Source organism: Pseudoxanthomonas mexicana, from assembly GCF_046736355.1.
GTDB lineage: Bacteria > Pseudomonadota > Gammaproteobacteria > Xanthomonadales > Xanthomonadaceae > Pseudoxanthomonas_A > Pseudoxanthomonas_A mexicana_B.
The window spans coordinates 3,186,512-3,203,050 of the sequence record NZ_CP157201.1; the positions used below are offsets into that span (position 1 = coordinate 3,186,512).

Consider the following 16,539-nt stretch of genomic DNA (forward strand, 5'->3'; position numbering starts at 1 on the left):
CTGTCGCCATCGTCCCCGCCCTAGCATCGGTGTCCTTTCCCCGAGACGAGTGGACCCAGGCCGATGACCGCTGCGCCGCCCCTGTTGGCCCCCAGCCCGCTGCCCGACGAGCGCAGGGCGCTGCTGGCGCGGGTGGTCGAGGGCCTGGACGGCGCCTCGCTGTGGTGGCTGTCCGGCTACGCGGCCGGCCTGGCCCAGGGCCACGGCGCGCCGCAGCTGGCGGTGCTGCCCGGCGGCGCGGCCCAGGCCGGCCAGCGCCTGACCATCGTCTACGGCAGCCAGACCGGCAACGCCCGCCGCGCCGCCGAGACGCTGGCGCAGGAGGCCGAGGCAGCCGGCCTGGCGGTGCGCCTGCTGCGCGCCGACGCCTACCCGCAGCGCGAACTGGCCGGCGAGCGCCTGCTGTACGTGGTCATCAGCACCCAGGGCGAGGGCGACCCGCCGGACGACGCCATCGGCCTGGTCGAGTTCCTCGCCGGCAAGCGCACGCCCAAGCTGCCCGAGCTGAAGTACGCCGTGCTCGGCCTGGGCGACACCAGCTACGCCGACTTCTGCGGCATCGCCCGCCGCATCGACGCCCGCCTGGCCGAACTGGGCGCCACCCGCGTGCAGCCGCTGGGCGAGGCCGACCTGGACATCGACACCGTCGCCGCGCCCTGGCGCGCGCAGGCGCTGGCGCACGCCCGCGAGCTGCTCAAGAGCGCGCCGGCCGCGCACCTGGCCACGGTCACCCCGCTGCGCCCGCACGCCACGCCGGCCTGGTCGCACGACAAGCCCTTCGCCGCCGAATTGCTGCTCAACCAGCGCCTCAGCGGCCGCGAGTTCCGCAACGTCGGCTTCCTCGAGTACGGCCCGGTCGACAAGGACGTGCGCCACATCGAACTGTCGCTGGAAGGCTCCGGCCTGGCCTACGAGCCGGGCGACGCGCTGGGCGTGCGCCACCGCAACCCCGACGCGCTGGTCGAGGCGGTGCTGCGGGCGGCCCGGCTGGACGGCGCCGCCGCGGCCAGCGCCAACGGCGAGACCCGGCCGCTGCACGAATGGCTGTCCAGCCGCCGCGAGCTGACCCGGCTGTCGCGCCCGTTCCTGGCCGCGCACGCCGAACGCGCCGGCGCGGCGGAGCTGCGGCAGTTGCTGGAACCGGGCAATCCCGGCCTGGCCGCACTGCTGGGCGATCACCAACTGGTGGACGTGCTGCACCGCTGGCCGGCCGAATGGGACGCCGACGGCCTGCTGGCCGCGCTGCGCCCGCCCGCCCAGCGCCTGTATTCCATCGCCTCCAGCCGCAAGCGGGTGGGCGAGGAAGCGCACCTGACCGTGGACGTGCTGCGCTACCAGGCCCACGGCCACGACCACCTCGGCGCCGCCAGCGGCTTCCTCGCCGCCCTGGGCGAGGGCGACGGCGTGCCGGTCTACATCGAGCCGAACGAGCGCTTCCGGGTCCCGGCCGACGCCTCGCGCGACATCGTCATGATCGGCCCCGGCACCGGCGTGGCGCCGTTCCGCGGCTTCGTCCAGGAGCGCGCCGAAACCGGCGCGGCCGGCCGCAACTGGCTGTTCTTCGGCGCCCGTCACTTCAACACCGATTTCCTCTATCAGGTCGAGTGGCAGGACGCCCTGCGGCGAAAGGAGCTTCACCGCCTCGACCTGGCCTTCTCCCGCGACCCTGTGAACAGTCCGCACACGGATGTGCGGGCCGTTGCGGGGGAACCGCGTAAAACCTACGTCCAGCACCGCCTGCGCGAGCATGGCCGGGATCTCTACGACTGGCTGCAGAACGGCGCCCACCTGTACGTATGCGGCGCCATCTCGATGGGCAAGGACGTGCATGCCGCGCTGCTCGACATCGTGGCCGCGCACAACGGCGGCGACGCCGAGGCCGCCGCCGAATACCTCACCCGCCTGCAGGCCGAGGGCCGCTATGCGCGCGACGTGTATTAGCCCTCCCCTTCAAGGGGAGGGTTGGGTGGGGATGGTGTCTTTTCAGCCCCCCTTCTCCCGAACCATCGAAGAACCATCCCCATCCCGGCCTTCCCCTTGAAGGGGAAGGAGAAAAACACACCGTCACCCGCCAACGCCATGACCCACCCTTCCGTCGAAGACATCAAGATCAACAGCCGCGGCCTGCGTGGCACGCTGCTGGAAGGCCTGACCGATCCGGTCACCGGCTCGCTGTCGGAAGAGGATCAGCGGCTGGTCAAGTTCCACGGCAGCTACCAGCAGGACGATCGCGACCTGCGCGACGAGCGCCGCCGGCAGAAGCTGGAGCCGGCGCACCAGTTTATGATCCGCGTCCGCGCCCCGGGCGGCGTGTTCACCCCGGCGCAGTGGCTGAAGCTGGACGCCATCGCCACCACCTGGGCCAACCACTCGCTGCGCGTCACCACCCGCCAGACCTTCCAGTTCCACGGCGTGATCAAGCGCGAGCTGAAGGCGACCATGCAGGCGATCAACGCCGCCGCGCTGGACACCATCTCCGCCTGCGGCGACGTCAACCGCAACGTGCTCGGCTGCAGCAACCCGCTGCAGTCGCGGCTGCATGCGCAGGTGTACGCGTGGGCGCAGCGGCTGTCGGCCGAATTCCTGCCGAAGACCCGCGCCTACTACGAGATCTGGCTGGACCAGGAGAAGCTGGCCGACAGCGGGCAGGAGGAGGATCCCGTCTACGGCAAGGTCTACCTGCCGCGCAAGTTCAAGATGGCCGTGGCGGTGCCGCCGATCAACGACGTGGACGTGTTCGCCAACGACTTCGGCCTGATCGCCATCGTCGATGAGGCCGGCGGCCTGGCCGGCTTCAACGTCGCCATCGGCGGCGGCATGGGCGCCAGCCACGGCGACCCCGGGACCTACCCGCGCCTGGCCAACGTGATCGGCTTCGTCGCCCCGGAGCAGGCGCTGGCCATCGCCGCCGCCGCACTGACCGTGCAGCGCGATCATGGCGATCGCGTCGAGCGCAAGCACGCCCGCTTCAAGTACACCATCGACGATCACGGCCTGGACTTCATCGTCGCGCAGATGGAGGAGCGCGCCGGCTTCAGGCTGCAGCCGGCGCGGCCCTGGCATTTCGATCACAACGGCGATCGCTTCGGCTGGGTCGAGGGCGACGACGGCCGGTGGCACCTGACCCTGTCGCTGCCGACCGGCCGCATCGCCGACCGCCCCGGCGCCCCGCACCTGACCGGCCTGCGCGAGATCGCCCGCGTGCACCGCGGCGAGTTCCGCCTGACCGCCAACCAGAACCTGGTCATCGCCGGCGTGCCGGCCGGCGATCGCGAGCGCATCGACGCGCTGGTCCGCGCGCACGCGCTGGACCAGGAGAACCGCGCCCCGACCGCGCTGGCGCGCGCCTCGATGGCCTGCGTGGCCCTGCCCACCTGCGCGCTGGCGATGGCCGAGGCCGAGCGCTACCTGCCCGACTTCAACGCCCGGCTGGAACCGCTGCTGGACAGGCACGGCCTGCGCGAGGCGCCGATCCTGCTGCGCATCAGCGGCTGCCCCAACGGCTGCTCGCGCCCCTACCTGGGCGAGATCGCCCTGGTCGGCAAGGCGCCCGGCCGCTACAACCTGATGCTCGGCGCCGACCACCGCGGCCAGCGGCTCAACACGCTGTACCGCGAGAACATCAGCGAATCCGAAATCCTCGACACGCTGGACCCGCTGTTCGGCCGCTATGCCGGCGAGCGCGAGGCCGGCGAGGGCTTCGGCGACTTCCTGCACCGCGCCGGCATCGTCGAACTGCCGCCCTATCCCACCCACCGCCGGATCGCACTGGAACTGCAAGCATGAGCGCCGCCTCCCCGCTTCCCCAATCCGATGGCCAGACGCCCGACTTCGATGCGCTGAACCGGCGCCTGGAAGCCATGCCGGCCGAGGAGCGCGTGCGCTGGGCGCTGGAGAACGGCCCCGGCCGCCATGCCATGTCGTCCAGCTTCGGCGCGCAGGCGGCGGTGCTGCTGCACATGGTCACCCGGCAGAAGCCGGACATCCCGGTCATCCTGATCGACACCGGCTACCTGTTCCCGGAGACCTACCGCTTCGCCGACGCACTGACCGAGCGCCTGCGGCTGAACCTGCAGGTGTTCCGCCCGCTGGTCAGCCGCGCCTGGATGGAAGCGCGCCACGGCCGCCTGTGGGAACAGGGCCTGGTCGGCATCGAGCAGTACAACAATCTGCGCAAGGTCGAGCCGATGAAGCGCGCGCTGGGCGAACTGGAGGTCGGCACCTGGTTCACCGGCCTGCGCCGCGGCCAGTCGAGCACCCGCGCCGGCGTCCAGGTGCTGCAACAGCGCGAGCGGCGCTGGAAGTTCAACCCGATCGCCGACTGGAACGACCGCGACGTCTGGCAATACCTCAAGCGCCACGACCTGCCCTACCACCCACTGTGGGAGGAAGGCTACGTGTCCATCGGCGACTTCCACACCACCTCGCGCTGGGAACCGGGCATGCGCGAGGAGGACACCCGCTTCTTCGGCCTCAAGCGCGAGTGCGGCATCCATCAGGATGTTTGAGGGGGCAGGAGCAGAGGCTAGAGGCTAGCATTCTCGATGCATCCCTTCTCCCGCCTGCGGGAGAAGGTGGCCCGAAGGGCCGGATGAGGGCGCTTTCGCTGCCGCCATGCCGCGACTTGCATCGCTCCCACAATCCCGCCCTGAGGTTGTGGGAAATCGTATGGGTCTGGCGGTACGACGGGAAAGCAATCCGTTGCCGATGCGGGAGCGACGCAAGTCGCAACGCTACAACGACGGCATCCGGCTGATGTTGTCGTCAACCACCAGTTCCCTCGCCATCACCAGCGCGTCCTCGCGGCCGTCGCGCGTGGGGTAGTAGCGCGGGCGCCGGCCGATCTCGTTGAAGCCCTCGCTGTGGTACAGGGCGATGGCGGGCAGGTTGGAGGGCCGCACTTCCAGGAACACGCGCTCGGCGCCCTGCTCGCGCGCCAGCCGCACCAGCGCGCGCAGCAGGTGGCGGCCGTGGCCGCGTCCCTGCCGCTCCGGCGCGGTGCAGATGTTCAGCACGTGCGCCTCGCCGGCGGCCAGGCTGACGATGCCGTAGCCGATCAGGCAGCCATGCTCGGTCATCGCCCAGGCCGGATAGCCGGCGCGCAGGCAGTCGCGGAAGATGCCGCGCGTCCACGGGAACGGATAGGCGCGCTGCTCGATCGCCATCACGTCGTCGAGATCGGCCTCGCGCAGCGGCCGCAGCGCGATGGCATGGGTGCTGGCGTAGACGCCGGCCGCGTTCACGACCCTGCCTGCTGCCTGCGCAACGCGCGCAGGCTCGGCCACAGCGCGCGCTTGGCGGCCGGGTTGCCGCGCAGTTCGGACGACGGCGGCCAGCCGGCGATGATCGCCGCCGACTCCGGCGCATTGGGATTGCAGCCGGAAGCCCGGATCAGGGCGAAGTGCAGCCGATCCGGCAAGCGCGAACCGGCCCGCGGCGGTGGCGCCGGGCGCGAGGGCGCGACATCCACCGGTCGCGGCGGCACGCGCGGAGCCGTCCGTGCCTGTGCCGGCGGCGGGCGGCCCCCGGGCGCCGCCGGCTGCGTCGAACCGGCATGCCCCTCCTGCGCCGGCACTTCTTCCGCAGCCGCCACCGGTGCGCCGGTCAGGTAGATCGTATGCCCCAGCGCCGACAGCCACGCCTGCTGCTGCGCGGACCACAGCGATTGCGGCGCGGGCCGCACTGCGCTCACTCCGCGGTCCCGCCGCGCCGCGTGCGCTGCAACAGCCACAGCAGCGGTCCCGACAGCGCGTACAGCACGCCCACGGCCAGCAGCGTGCGCGGCAGGTCGATGAACAGCACCGCCAGCACCACCGCCGCCAGGATCAATCCCACGAACGGCACCCGGTCGGCGCGCGCGCCGCCCTCGCCGCTGCCCTTGAAGCTCCAGAAGCGGATCCGGCTGACCATCAGCAACGCCGCCGCCAGCGTCACCGCCAGCGCGACGTAGCGCAGTTCCTCGCCGCTCTGGCCCAGCGTGCCGTCGGCGAAGGCCCAGACGAAGGACATCATCAAACCCGCCGCCGCCGGGCTGGCCAGGCCGACGAACCAGCGCTTGTCGACCGTGCCGACCTGGGTGTTGAAGCGCGCCAGCCGCAGCGCCGCGCAGGCCGCATAGAGGAAGGCCACCACCCAGCCGATGCGCCCCGGGATCTGGCCATCGAACTTCAGCGCCGACAGCGACCAGTGGTACATCACCAGCGCCGGCGCCAGCCCGAAGCTGACCAGGTCGGCCAGCGAGTCGTACTGCACGCCGAAATCGCTGCTGGTGCCGGTCAACCGCGCCACCCGCCCGTCGATGCCGTCCATCAGGCCGGCGATGAACACCGCCACCGCCGCCCGCTCGAACTGCCCGTTGGCCGCGGCGATGATCGCGTAGAAGCCGGCGAACAGGCCGGCCGTGGTGAACAGGTTGGGCAACAGGTAGATGCCGCGCGAGCGCGGTGGCGGCTTGATCGGGTCCATGCGTCGCAGTTTAGCCCAATGCCCGTCGGCCCCGACTTGCCAGCCCCCGGCCGGAGTGCTGCAATCCGGGCATTCCCCCGACCTGCCCCGGAACCCTGTCATGCACGCCATCGCCCGGCCCCGCCTCCTGCCCGCCTGCGCCCTGCTCGGCCTGCTGTGCCTGGGCGCGCCCGCCCTCGCCGGCACCGTCTACCAGTGGAAGGACGCCAACGGCGTGACCCATTACTCGGACAAGCCGCCTGCCGGTGAGAAGTACCAGGATCGCCGCATCGACAACCGCGGCGGCACCACCCAGGCCGCCGTCCCGGCCGGCAAGTCGGTCGAGAACCCGCAGTGCACCACTGCCCGCCGCAACCTCGAATTGCTGCAGGGCGACGCCCCGGTCCACCAGACCGGCGAGGACGGCAAGAGCACCGGCCAGCCGCTGGACGCGACCCAGCGCGCCAACCAGCGCACCCTGGCCGAGGCCGCGGTCAAGGCCTACTGCACGAACTGATCCACCCCGGCCCGCCTTCTGCGGACCTCCGAACAAGGGGCATCATCCCCCTGCGCGGGGGATGACGAGTTGGCGCGCGAATCCTCGCAGCGGCAAGGCCGACGACCCGATTGGACAATTGACCAGGCGCAGGTGTACAAATATCTCATCCCCGGATAATAGATATTTGGGAACCCCATGCCCCAGACCGTCAAACTCGCCACCGCCCGCGAACTGGCCGCCGCCGGCAGCGTCCGTGAAACCCTCCTCATCGGACAATGCGGCGGCTACACCGTGCGCTTCAAGGTCGGCACGGGCGAACGCGTGCTGGCCACCAAGGAGGGCTCGCAGCGACTGTTCACGGGCATCGACGCCGCCGCGCGCGTGCTGCGCGACATCGGGATAGCCCGCTACCAGGTGGATGCCAGCGGCCTGTCGCCGAATGTGGCGAACCCTCGTCGCCGACCCGACCGCGCCGCGGCGCTCAGGCAAACCCACGAGGACGCCGCCTATCTCGCCTTCCTGCAGGGACGTGCCGAGGCTGGCCGCCGTGATCCGGTCCGCTACACCGACGAGCAGGTGAATGAAAGGATGAAGGCGCTCCGGGCCGGACGCGGCTGATGGCGGTCGAGTGGTCGAAACAGGCGGCCGACGAACGCGAACGCCTGTTCCGCGAACTCGACGCGAAGAATCCGCAGGCGGCCGACAGGCAGGACGATGCCATCGGCACGCTGGCCGGTTCCCTGGATGGCGTCGCCAGCTACCAGCGGCTTCCTGACGGCACCCATTTCGTTCCGGTGAAGGGCTATCCCGTCGTGCTCCTGTACGACCGCGATCCGGCGACGGGAAACGCCACCGTGCTCGACCTGGCGCCCACCCGCTCCGACTGGAAGTCCACGGCCTGACCACCCGTATCCCGCTGGGGATAAAGGAACGACGATGCGGCGCAACGGCGGGGGCCTTCCCCGGTTTTTTACACGGTTCCCGCCCTGTCGCACCGCACAAAGCGCCCAACGCTGGCAAACTACGCGTTTTCGACCCGCGACCCCGACCGCATGCGCCTTTCGCAATTTCCCCTGCGCACCACCAAGGAAACCCCCGCCGACGCCGAGATCGCCAGCCACCAGCTGATGCTGCGCGCCGGCATGATCCGCAAGCTGGCCTCCGGCATCTACACCTGGGCGCCGCTGGGCCTGCGCGTGCTGCGCAAGGTCGAGGCCGTGGTGCGCGAGGAGATGAACCGCGCCGGTGCGATCGAACTGCTGATGCCGTCGATCCAGCCGCGCGAGCTGTGGGAGGAAACCGGGCGCTGGGAGAAGTTCGGCGGCCAGCTGCTGAAGATCAAGGACCGCAAGGACGCCGACTACTGCTACGGCCCCACCCACGAGGAAGTGGTCACCGACTTCGCCCGCAACGAGCTCAGCAGCTATCGGCAGCTGCCGCTCAACCTCTACCAGATCCAGACCAAGTTCCGCGACGAGATCCGCCCGCGCTTCGGCGTGATGCGCGCGCGCGAATTCCTGATGAAGGACGCCTATTCGTTCCACCTGACCGACGAGGATCTGGTGCGCGAATACCGCAACATGCACGCCGCCTATAGCCGCATCTTCACCCGGCTGGGACTGGATTTCCGCGCGGTGCTGGCCGACTCCGGTGCCATCGGCGGCGACGCCTCGCAGGAATTCCACGTGCTGGCCGATTCCGGCGAGGACGCCATCGCCTTCTCCACCGGCTCGGACTACGCGGCCAACGTCGAGACCGCGCAGGCCGCCGAGCCCGGCCCGCGCCCGCTCCCTTCCGAGCCGATGCGCAAGGTGGACACGCCTGCGCAGAAGACCTGCGAGGACGTCGCCGCGCTGCTCGGCATCGCGCTGGATCGCACGGTCAAGTCGGTGGCGGTGATGGCCGGCGAGCATTTCGTGCTGGCGCTGGTGCGCGGCGATCACGCGGTCAACGAGATCAAGCTGGCCAAGGTCGCCGGGCTGGCCGACTACCGCCTGGCCAGCGAGGCGGAAATCGCCGAATACCTCGGCTGCGAACCCGGCTTCCTCGGCCCGGTCAAGCCGCGCCGAGAGATCCGCGTGGTCGCCGACCGCGAGGTCGGGGCGATGGCCGACTTCGTCGTCGGCGCCAACCAGGCCGGCTACCACCTGGCCGGGGTCAACTGGGGCCGCGACCTGCCCGAGCCGGAGACGGTGGCCGACATCCGCAACGTGGTCGACGGCGATCGCGCCGCCGACGGCGGCCAGCTGCGCATCGTCCGCGGCATCGAGGTCGGCCACATCTTCCAGCTCGGCCGCAAGTACGCCGAGGCACTGGGCGCCACCGTGCTGGACGAGAACGGCAAGTCGGCGGTGCTGGCGATGGGCTGCTACGGCATCGGCGTCTCGCGCATCGTCGCCGCCGCCATCGAGCAGAACCACGACGCCAACGGCATCCTCTGGCCCGAGGCGATGGCGCCTTGGACGGTGGCCGTGTGCATGATCAACCCGAAGAACGACCCCGCCGTCGCCGACGCCGCGCAGACATTGCTGGACGAACTGCGCCAGGCCGGCGTCGATGCGGTGCTCGACGATCGCGGGCTGCGCCCGGGCGCGATGTTCGCCGACATCGAGCTGATCGGCATCCCGCACCGCGTGGTCGTGTCCGAGCGCGGGCTGGCCGCCGGCACGTTCGAATATCGCGCACGCGCGGCGGAAAATGCCGAGAATCTCGACCGCGAAACCCTGGTTTCGCGCCTGATCGGCAAGGCCTGAAACGCGAAGACCACCGCGAAGCGTGAATTTCCTCACGTTTCCCGGCTTTTTGCGCGCTTGATGCCATGTTCCGGTTATTTGTCGATTATCATCCTTGTTTCCGCCCTGATAATCCCGTAAACGGAGAGATTGATGTCGATTGATTTGAGTGGACTGTCCGCCAAGGAGCTGGGCTCGCTGATCAACAAGGCCAAGCAGCAGCAGAGCAAGCTGGCCAAGCGCACGCCCATCGCCAGCATCCGCAGCCGGATTACCAAGTTCGCCAAGGCCGAGGGCTACACCATCGAGGAGCTGTTCGGCGTGGCCGGCACGTCCGCGCGCGGCAAGGCCAAGCCCGGCCCGAAGGCCGGCCGCAAGCTCGGCAAGGTTCCGCCGAAATACCGCAACCCGGCCAACGCCAAGGAAACCTGGACCGGCCGCGGCAAGCAGCCGCGCTGGATGGCCGAACTGGTCGCCAAGGACAAGAAGCCCGAGGATTTCCTGATCAACAAGAAGAAGTAGGCCTTCCGGCAAAAGCAGCCGGGCAAGCTCGGTTCTACGCGCATTTTCGTAGAGCGGAGCTTGCTCCGCTGCTTCAAGCTTGCCCCCGACAAGCCTGCCGTGGGCGCCAAACCGCCCCACGGCAAATCCCCCTGATGCTGCGCCATACCCCGCCCCGGCAACGGGCTGCCTGCAAGAAAATCCCCCGCACCCTTCCGGCCAGGCTGGTCGTATTCCCCATTCAGCCTTACACTGGCGCCACAGGGGCTTGAGGGGGATTCATGAGCCAAAACCGCAGCGCCCTTATCGTCGACGACGAGCGCGACATCCGCGAACTGCTGACACTGACCCTGGGCCGCATGGGCCTGCGCATCGACACCGCCTCCAACCTCGGCGAGGCCCGCGAGCTGCTGTCGCGCAACCGCTACGACCTCTGCTTCACCGACATGCGCCTGCCTGACGGCAACGGCATCGACCTGGTCGGGGAAATCGCCCGCCTCTACCCGCAGACCCCGGTGGCGATGATCACCGCCTTCGGCAACATCGAGCTGGCGGTCGAGGCGCTGAAGGCCGGCGCGTTCGACTTCGTCAGCAAGCCGGTGGACCTGACCGTGCTGCGCGGGCTGGTCAAGCACGCCCTGGAACTGAGCAACACCGAGCGCAGCCCGCCCGCCATCCCGCCGCCCGAGCACGCCAGCCGCCTGCTCGGCACCAGCCCGGCCATGATCGCCCTGCGCGAGACCATCGCCAAGGTCGCTCGCAGCCAGGCGCCGGTCTACATCATGGGCGAGTCCGGCACCGGCAAGGAACTGGTCGCCCGCACCATCCACGAGCAGGGCGCGCGCGCCTCCGGCCCGTTCGTGCCGGTCAACTGCGGCGCCATCCCGGCCGAGCTGATGGAAAGCGAGTTCTTCGGCCACAAGAAGGGCAGCTTCACCGGCGCCCATGCCGACAAGGCCGGCCTGTTCCAGGCCGCCCACGGCGGCACCCTGTTCCTGGACGAGGTCGCCGAACTGCCGCTGACCATGCAGGTCAAGCTGCTGCGCGCCATCCAGGAGAAGGCCGTGCGCCCGGTCGGCGCCTCCGGCGAGGTGCAGGTGGACGTGCGCATCCTCTCGGCCACCCACAAGGATCTGGGCGAACTGGCCAACGACGGCCGCTTCCGCCACGACCTGTACTACCGCATCAACGTCATCGAGTTGCGCGTGCCGCCGCTGCGCGAGCGCACCGGCGACCTGCCGCAGCTGACCAGCGCCATCCTCGAACGGCTGGCCGAGCAGCACGGCCGCAACCCGCCCTCGGTCTCGCCCGACGCGATGGCCGCGCTGGGCCGCTACGGCTTCCCCGGCAACGTGCGCGAACTGGAGAACATCCTGGAGCGCGCGCTGGCCATGTCCGAAGGCCACGGCATCGAGATCGACGACCTCTACCTGCCCCAGCACAACCCGCAGGCCAGGAAGTTCGGCGGCGACTTCGGCAACGGCGAGGTCGTGCCCGACGCGCCCGGCGCCATCGACATCGACCCGGCCGGCGGCGCCCTGCCCTCCTACATCGAGCAACTGGAGCGCGCCGCCATCCAGAAGGCCTTGGAAGACAACCGCTGGAACAAGACCCGCGCCGCCGCCCAGCTCGGCATCACCTTCCGGGCGTTGCGCTACAAGCTCAAGAAGCTGGGGATGGAATAGGTCAGGTTCCTTCTGCCAATCCTTTGACGCCGAAACTGACGCCTTACGTCACTTTATGACGCGAGGCGTCAAGGCAAAAAAAGCCGATGCCAGCGCCCCGCTACATTCTGTCGGAATCGTGACGCCGCTCAGGCTTGCAGCCCCGCTTCCCCGATACCCAGCCCGTGGATTTGGTGCCATAGTCCGCCCCGACTTCAGCGTTTGGGGTCTTTCCTGTGCTGCACTTGGCAGAACAGGGAAGGAACCGCCGGAGTTGGCACGCAAACTGCTCCATCCCTCCAGCACGTGCATCGCACGGCGCCCACGGTCCACGGGACACGCGGGCTTGTGTGTCCCATCGTCACCATCAAGCCATCCTGAAAGGGGAAATGTAATGAAGAAGAACATGCAGGGCTTTACCCTGATCGAACTGATGATCGTGGTCGCCATCATCGGTATCCTGGCCGCCATCGCTCTGCCGCTCTATCGCGATTACACCGCCAAGGCCCAGATCACCAATGCGGTCGGCAGTTCCGCCGGTGAGAAGGTCAAGGTCGGCGAGAACATCGGCGCAGAAATTGCCGACCTTTGCACGGGTGTCGCGTCGGGAGCCACTGGTGAGAGCGAAATCAGCTGCGCTGCCGGCGTTCTGACCAGCACCTATCGCGATGCGACTGTCGAACTGACTCCGACGGAAGCCAACGGCCGTATCGAATGGACGTGCGAGGTTACCGCTTCGAGCCGCGGAGGCTTCGTCGGCGACAATTGCGACGAACTGGATCCCTCGTAATACCCTACTGATGCAAGAAAGAGACCCCGCAACTGCGGGGTTTCTTTTTTCAGGCAAATCATCTGGCACGATATGTGCAGCCGATCACCTTGGTCATTAAACTCATGAACACGGGGAATAAGATGTCGTCACGCGAACGCGGCTTCACCCTCATCGAGTTGATGATCGTCGTGGCCATCATTGGAATCCTAGCTGCGATTGCATTGCCGTTGTATAGGGACTATACGGCGAAAGCGCACATAACAGATGCCATTGCCAGTGCTGCCGGCGAGAAGATCAAGGTCGCCGACAACATAAACAATGAAATAACCGATCTTTGCGCAGGCGTGGCTTCCGGTTCATCCCCTAACGATGTTATCTGCAATTCATCAACGGGTTCGTTCGTCAGCATCTATCAGACAAACACGCGTGTCCGGTTCACGCCAACCCAGGCGGATGGCCGCATCGCATGGACTTGTGCAGTCGAATCGTCACTCCGAAGCGGTTATGTCGGCGACCCATGTGACTTACTGAGCCCTTAGCAAGTCACTATCATTGCAGCAGCCGAATCAGGAATCTATGAACGTTTCAGTATCTGCGAATCTTGTGGGCATAACGGGAATCGCAAGACGACTCGTCCTCGATGGCGCATTGGATGACGCCAGCGCCCGCGTGGCCATGGACGGTGCCGCGGCAGCCAAAGTGCCCTTGGCCCAATGGGTCGCCGAGAAGAAACTTGTTACCCCTGCTCAACTGGCGGCAGCCAATGCCATCGAATTTGGCATGCCGCTGTTGGATGTGGCGGCCTTTGACTCTTCACATAGTGCAATCAAGCTTGTCAGTGATGAGTTGCTGCAGAAGCATCAAGTCTTGCCGTTGTTCAAGCGCGGCACGCGTTTGTTTGTTGGCGTATCAGATCCCACCAAAAGCCACGCACTGGACGAGATCAAGTTCCATACCAACCTGGTGGTCGAACCCATCCTGGTGGACGAGGATTCGTTGCGTCGCGCAATCGACCAATGGGCCAACGCTTCTTCCAACCTCGGCAGCACCTTCGGCGATGGCGATGACGAAGGACTGGAAAACCTGGAGATCGGCACCGACGACGATGCCGGCAACGAATCCGGCGTCGACGCCAAGGGTGACGACACGCCGGTAGTCAAGTTCGTCAACAAGGTGCTGGTGGATGCGATCAAGCGCGGCGCCTCGGATATCCACTTCGAACCCTACGAGACCGATTACCGCGTGCGCCTGCGCATCGACGGTATCCTGAAGCAGGTGGCCAAGGCGCCGGTCAAGCTCAGGGATCGCATCGCCGCACGCCTGAAGGTGATGTCGCAGTTGGATATCGCCGAGAAGCGCGTACCGCAGGACGGTCGCATCAAGCTGAACCTGTCCAAGACCAAGCAGATCGACTTCCGCGTCAGCACGCTGCCGACGCTGTTCGGCGAGAAGATCGTGCTGCGTATCCTGGACGGCAGCGCGGCCAAGCTGGGCATAGACAAGCTGGGCTACGAACCAGACCAGCAAAAATTGTTCGAAGAGGCCATCCACAAGCCCTACGGCATGGTACTGGTCACCGGCCCCACCGGTTCGGGCAAGACGGTGTCGCTGTATACCGCGCTGGGCATCCTCAACGACGAGACCCGCAACATCTCCACCGCCGAGGATCCGGTGGAAATCCGCCTGCCCGGCGTCAACCAGGTGCAGCAGAACGTCAAGCGCGGCATGACCTTCGCCGCGGCGCTGCGCAGCTTCCTGCGCCAGGATCCGGACGTCATCATGGTCGGCGAAATCCGCGATCTGGAAACCGCCGAAATCGCCATCAAGGCGGCGCAGACCGGCCACATGGTGCTGTCCACCCTGCATACCAACGACGCGCCGCAGACGGTGGCGCGCCTGATGAACATGGGTATTGCGCCCTACAACATCACCAGTTCGGTGACGCTGATCATCGCCCAGCGCTTGGCGCGGCGACTGTGCGGCAAGTGCAAGCGACCGGTGGACCTGCCCCAGCACACGCTGCTGGCCGAGGGCTTCACAGAGGACGAGATCCGGTCCGGCTTCAAGGTCTACGAGCCGGTCGGCTGCGACGAGTGCACCGATGGCTACAAGGGCCGCACCGGTATCTACCAGGTGATGCCGATGAGCGATGCCATCGCCGAGATCGTCCTGCAGGGCGGCAATGCCATGCAGATTGCCGAGGTGGCCCGGAAGGCCGGCATCCGCGATCTGCGCCAGTCGGCGTTGCTGAAGGTCAAGAATGGCATCACCAGCTTGGCCGAGATCAACCGGGTGACGAAGGATTGAGGGATACGCATGACCCGCTCCTTCCCCCGTCCCGGGGGAAGGTTGGGATGGGGCAACCCGCAATCCCCACGCCCCTCCCCAACCCTCCCCCGTAAACGGGGGAGGGAGCCGTTTTCCGCCTTTCCGACATGTGACCTGCTCCTTCCCCGCTCGCGGAGGAAGGCCGGGATGGGGGCAAGACACAATTCTTCGCGCCCCAACCCTCCCGTAAACGAGGGAAGTTCGGCAGAGGCAACGTCGGAACCCTGCCCTGCATCACAGTGGGATGGTTCCCTTCCGGCCATAAACGGCTACCATGCAGCGGATACATCCGGCTGGGGAAGCCGGTAGGGGAAACATGATGGCCGTCACCCGCAGCGCCGCCAAGAAAGCCACCCGGACCATCACGCCGACCGCGCGCGATACCAAGCTGCTCGTCCCGTTCGTCTGGGAAGGCATCGACAAGCGTGGCATCAAGATGAAGGGCGAAAGCGAGGCCCGCAACGCCAACCTGCTGCGCGCCGAGTTGCGCCGGCAGGGCATCACCCCGGGCACCGTCAAGCCCAAGCCCAAGCCGCTGTTCGGCGCCGCTGGCAAGCCCATCTCACCGAAGGAAATCGCCTTCTTCAGCCGCCAGATGGCGACGATGATGAAATCCGGTGTTCCGATGATCGCTGCACTGGAGATCATTGCGGGCGGTCAGAAGAACGTCCGGATGAAGAAACTTGTGGACACGATCCGCAACGATATCGAAGGCGGCTCATCACTGTCGGAAGCCATCAGCAAGCATCCGGTTCAGTTCGACGAGCTATACCGTGGCCTTGTAGTTGCAGGTGAAGGCGCTGGCGTGCTGGAAACCGTGCTGGAGACCATCGCCAGCTATAAGGAAAACATCGAGGCCCTGAAGGGAAAGATACGCAAGGCACTTTTCTATCCCACGATGACCATAGCCGTGGCGATCATTGTCAGCGCCGTGCTGTTGATCTTCGTGGTTCCGCAATTCGAAGAGGTCTTTAAGGATTTTGGGGCAGATCTGCCCGCCTTCACTCAACTCATCGTCGCAGCTTCCAGATTCATGGTTGCTTACTGGTGGCTGCTGCTCGCGATAACAATAGGTGCCATTTCTGCTTTCATATTCTTCAAGAAACGCTCACCGGAATTCCAGCATTTCCTTGACCGTATGATTCTCAAAGTGCCGGTGATCGGGCAGATCATGCACAACTCGGCCATCGCCCGTTTTTCCCGTACTTTGGCAGTAACTTTCAAGGCGGGTGTGCCGCTGGTCGAAGCACTGGACACGATTGCTGGTGCCACCGGCAACACGGTCTATGAAAAAGCGGTGCTGCGCATCCGTGATGATGTGGCTGTCGGTTATCCAGTCAACATGGCAATGAAGCAGACCCAGTTGTTTCCGCACATGGTCGTGCAGATGACCGCCATCGGCGAGGAAGCCGGTGCACTGGATGCGATGCTGTTCAAGGTGGCCGAGTACTACGAGCAGGAGGTCAACAACGCGGTCGATGCGCTCGCAAGCCTGATCGAGCCGATGATCATGGTCGTCATCGGTGTGCTGGTCGGTGGCATGGTCATCGGCATGTACCTGCCCATCTTCAAGCTGGCGATGGTGGTCGGGTAAGACTG

15 protein-coding genes and 1 pseudogene are annotated in these 16,539 nt (G+C 66.9%); 13 read left to right on the forward strand and 3 right to left on the reverse strand.

What is annotated here, in order from left to right; genetic code table 11:
- Nucleotides 1–63 precede the first annotated feature (63 nt).
- From AAG688_RS14735 to AAG688_RS14745, 3 genes are all read left to right on the forward strand, one after another.
- Nucleotides 64–1,941 carry an assimilatory sulfite reductase (NADPH) flavoprotein subunit gene (locus AAG688_RS14735; protein ID WP_411832942.1) on the forward strand — a complete coding sequence of 626 codons (1,878 nt, stop codon included), beginning with the start codon at nucleotides 64–66 and terminating at the stop codon, nucleotides 1,939–1,941.
- Nucleotides 1,942–2,079: 138 nt separating this feature from the next.
- Nucleotides 2,080–3,786, forward strand: coding sequence for an assimilatory sulfite reductase (NADPH) hemoprotein subunit (gene cysI, locus AAG688_RS14740; protein WP_411832943.1), 1,707 nt, complete (start codon nucleotides 2,080–2,082; stop codon nucleotides 3,784–3,786).
- Nucleotides 3,783–4,508, forward strand: a complete 726-nt coding sequence (locus tag AAG688_RS14745) for a phosphoadenylyl-sulfate reductase (protein ID WP_411832944.1) — start codon at nucleotides 3,783–3,785, stop codon at nucleotides 4,506–4,508. Before cysI ends, AAG688_RS14745 begins: the two co-directional genes overlap by 4 nt.
- Before the next feature lie 225 nt (nucleotides 4,509–4,733).
- Here AAG688_RS14745 and rimI read toward each other — a convergent pair whose 3' ends face one another.
- The 3 genes from rimI to pssA all read right to left on the reverse strand — a co-directional run bounded on the left by rimI (nucleotide 4,734) and on the right by pssA (nucleotide 6,465).
- Nucleotides 4,734–5,165, reverse strand: a complete 432-nt coding sequence (gene rimI, locus AAG688_RS14750; protein ID WP_411835028.1) for a ribosomal protein S18-alanine N-acetyltransferase — start codon at nucleotides 5,163–5,165, stop codon at nucleotides 4,734–4,736.
- A 74-nt stretch (nucleotides 5,166–5,239) separates the two neighbouring features.
- A complete protein-coding gene (locus tag AAG688_RS14755; RefSeq protein WP_411832945.1) occupies nucleotides 5,240–5,692 on the reverse strand; it encodes an alanine acetyltransferase in 453 nt (150 codons plus the stop codon).
- On the reverse strand, nucleotides 5,689–6,465 hold the full coding sequence (pssA, locus tag AAG688_RS14760; RefSeq protein WP_411832946.1) for a CDP-diacylglycerol--serine O-phosphatidyltransferase: 777 nt from the start codon (nucleotides 6,463–6,465) through the stop codon (nucleotides 5,689–5,691). Before pssA ends, AAG688_RS14755 begins: the two co-directional genes overlap by 4 nt.
- Nucleotides 6,466–6,565: 100 nt before the next feature.
- Between pssA and AAG688_RS14765 the strand changes: the two genes are divergently transcribed.
- The 10 genes and pseudogenes from AAG688_RS14765 (at nucleotide 6,566) to AAG688_RS14810 (ending at nucleotide 16,534) form a co-directional block, all read left to right on the forward strand.
- Nucleotides 6,566–6,961, forward strand: a complete 396-nt coding sequence (locus AAG688_RS14765) for a DUF4124 domain-containing protein (protein ID WP_411832947.1) — start codon at nucleotides 6,566–6,568, stop codon at nucleotides 6,959–6,961.
- A gap of 177 nt (nucleotides 6,962–7,138) precedes the next feature.
- On the forward strand, nucleotides 7,139–7,561 hold the full coding sequence (locus AAG688_RS14770; RefSeq protein ID WP_411832948.1) for a hypothetical protein: 423 nt from the start codon (nucleotides 7,139–7,141) through the stop codon (nucleotides 7,559–7,561).
- Complete coding sequence (locus tag AAG688_RS14775) at nucleotides 7,561–7,845, forward strand: type II toxin-antitoxin system RelE/ParE family toxin (protein ID WP_411832949.1); 285 nt, start codon at nucleotides 7,561–7,563, stop codon at nucleotides 7,843–7,845. The genes AAG688_RS14770 and AAG688_RS14775 overlap by 1 nt, the downstream gene beginning before the upstream one ends.
- Nucleotides 7,846–7,995: 150 nt before the next feature.
- Nucleotides 7,996–9,696 carry a proline--tRNA ligase gene (locus tag AAG688_RS14780; RefSeq protein ID WP_411832950.1) on the forward strand — a complete coding sequence of 567 codons (1,701 nt, stop codon included), beginning with the start codon at nucleotides 7,996–7,998 and terminating at the stop codon, nucleotides 9,694–9,696.
- Nucleotides 9,697–9,828: 132 nt separating this feature from the next.
- Nucleotides 9,829–10,188, forward strand: a pseudogene (locus AAG688_RS14785) (H-NS family nucleoid-associated regulatory protein); the annotation flags it as partial.
- A 269-nt stretch (nucleotides 10,189–10,457) separates the two neighbouring features.
- Complete coding sequence (locus tag AAG688_RS14790; RefSeq protein ID WP_411832951.1) at nucleotides 10,458–11,861, forward strand: sigma-54-dependent transcriptional regulator; 1,404 nt, start codon at nucleotides 10,458–10,460, stop codon at nucleotides 11,859–11,861.
- 373 nt (nucleotides 11,862–12,234) lie between these two features.
- Nucleotides 12,235–12,630: a pilin gene (locus AAG688_RS14795; protein ID WP_411832952.1), complete on the forward strand. Its 396-nt coding sequence runs from the start codon at nucleotides 12,235–12,237 to the stop codon at nucleotides 12,628–12,630.
- 74 nt (nucleotides 12,631–12,704) lie between these two features.
- Complete coding sequence (locus AAG688_RS14800; protein ID WP_411832953.1) at nucleotides 12,705–13,151, forward strand: pilin; 447 nt, start codon at nucleotides 12,705–12,707, stop codon at nucleotides 13,149–13,151.
- Nucleotides 13,152–13,188: 37 nt separating this feature from the next.
- On the forward strand, nucleotides 13,189–14,919 hold the full coding sequence (gene pilB / locus AAG688_RS14805; protein WP_411832954.1) for a type IV-A pilus assembly ATPase PilB: 1,731 nt from the start codon (nucleotides 13,189–13,191) through the stop codon (nucleotides 14,917–14,919).
- Nucleotides 14,920–15,259: 340 nt separating this feature from the next.
- Nucleotides 15,260–16,534, forward strand: a complete 1,275-nt coding sequence (locus AAG688_RS14810; protein WP_411832955.1) for a type II secretion system F family protein — start codon at nucleotides 15,260–15,262, stop codon at nucleotides 16,532–16,534.
- Nucleotides 16,535–16,539 lie beyond the last annotated feature (5 nt).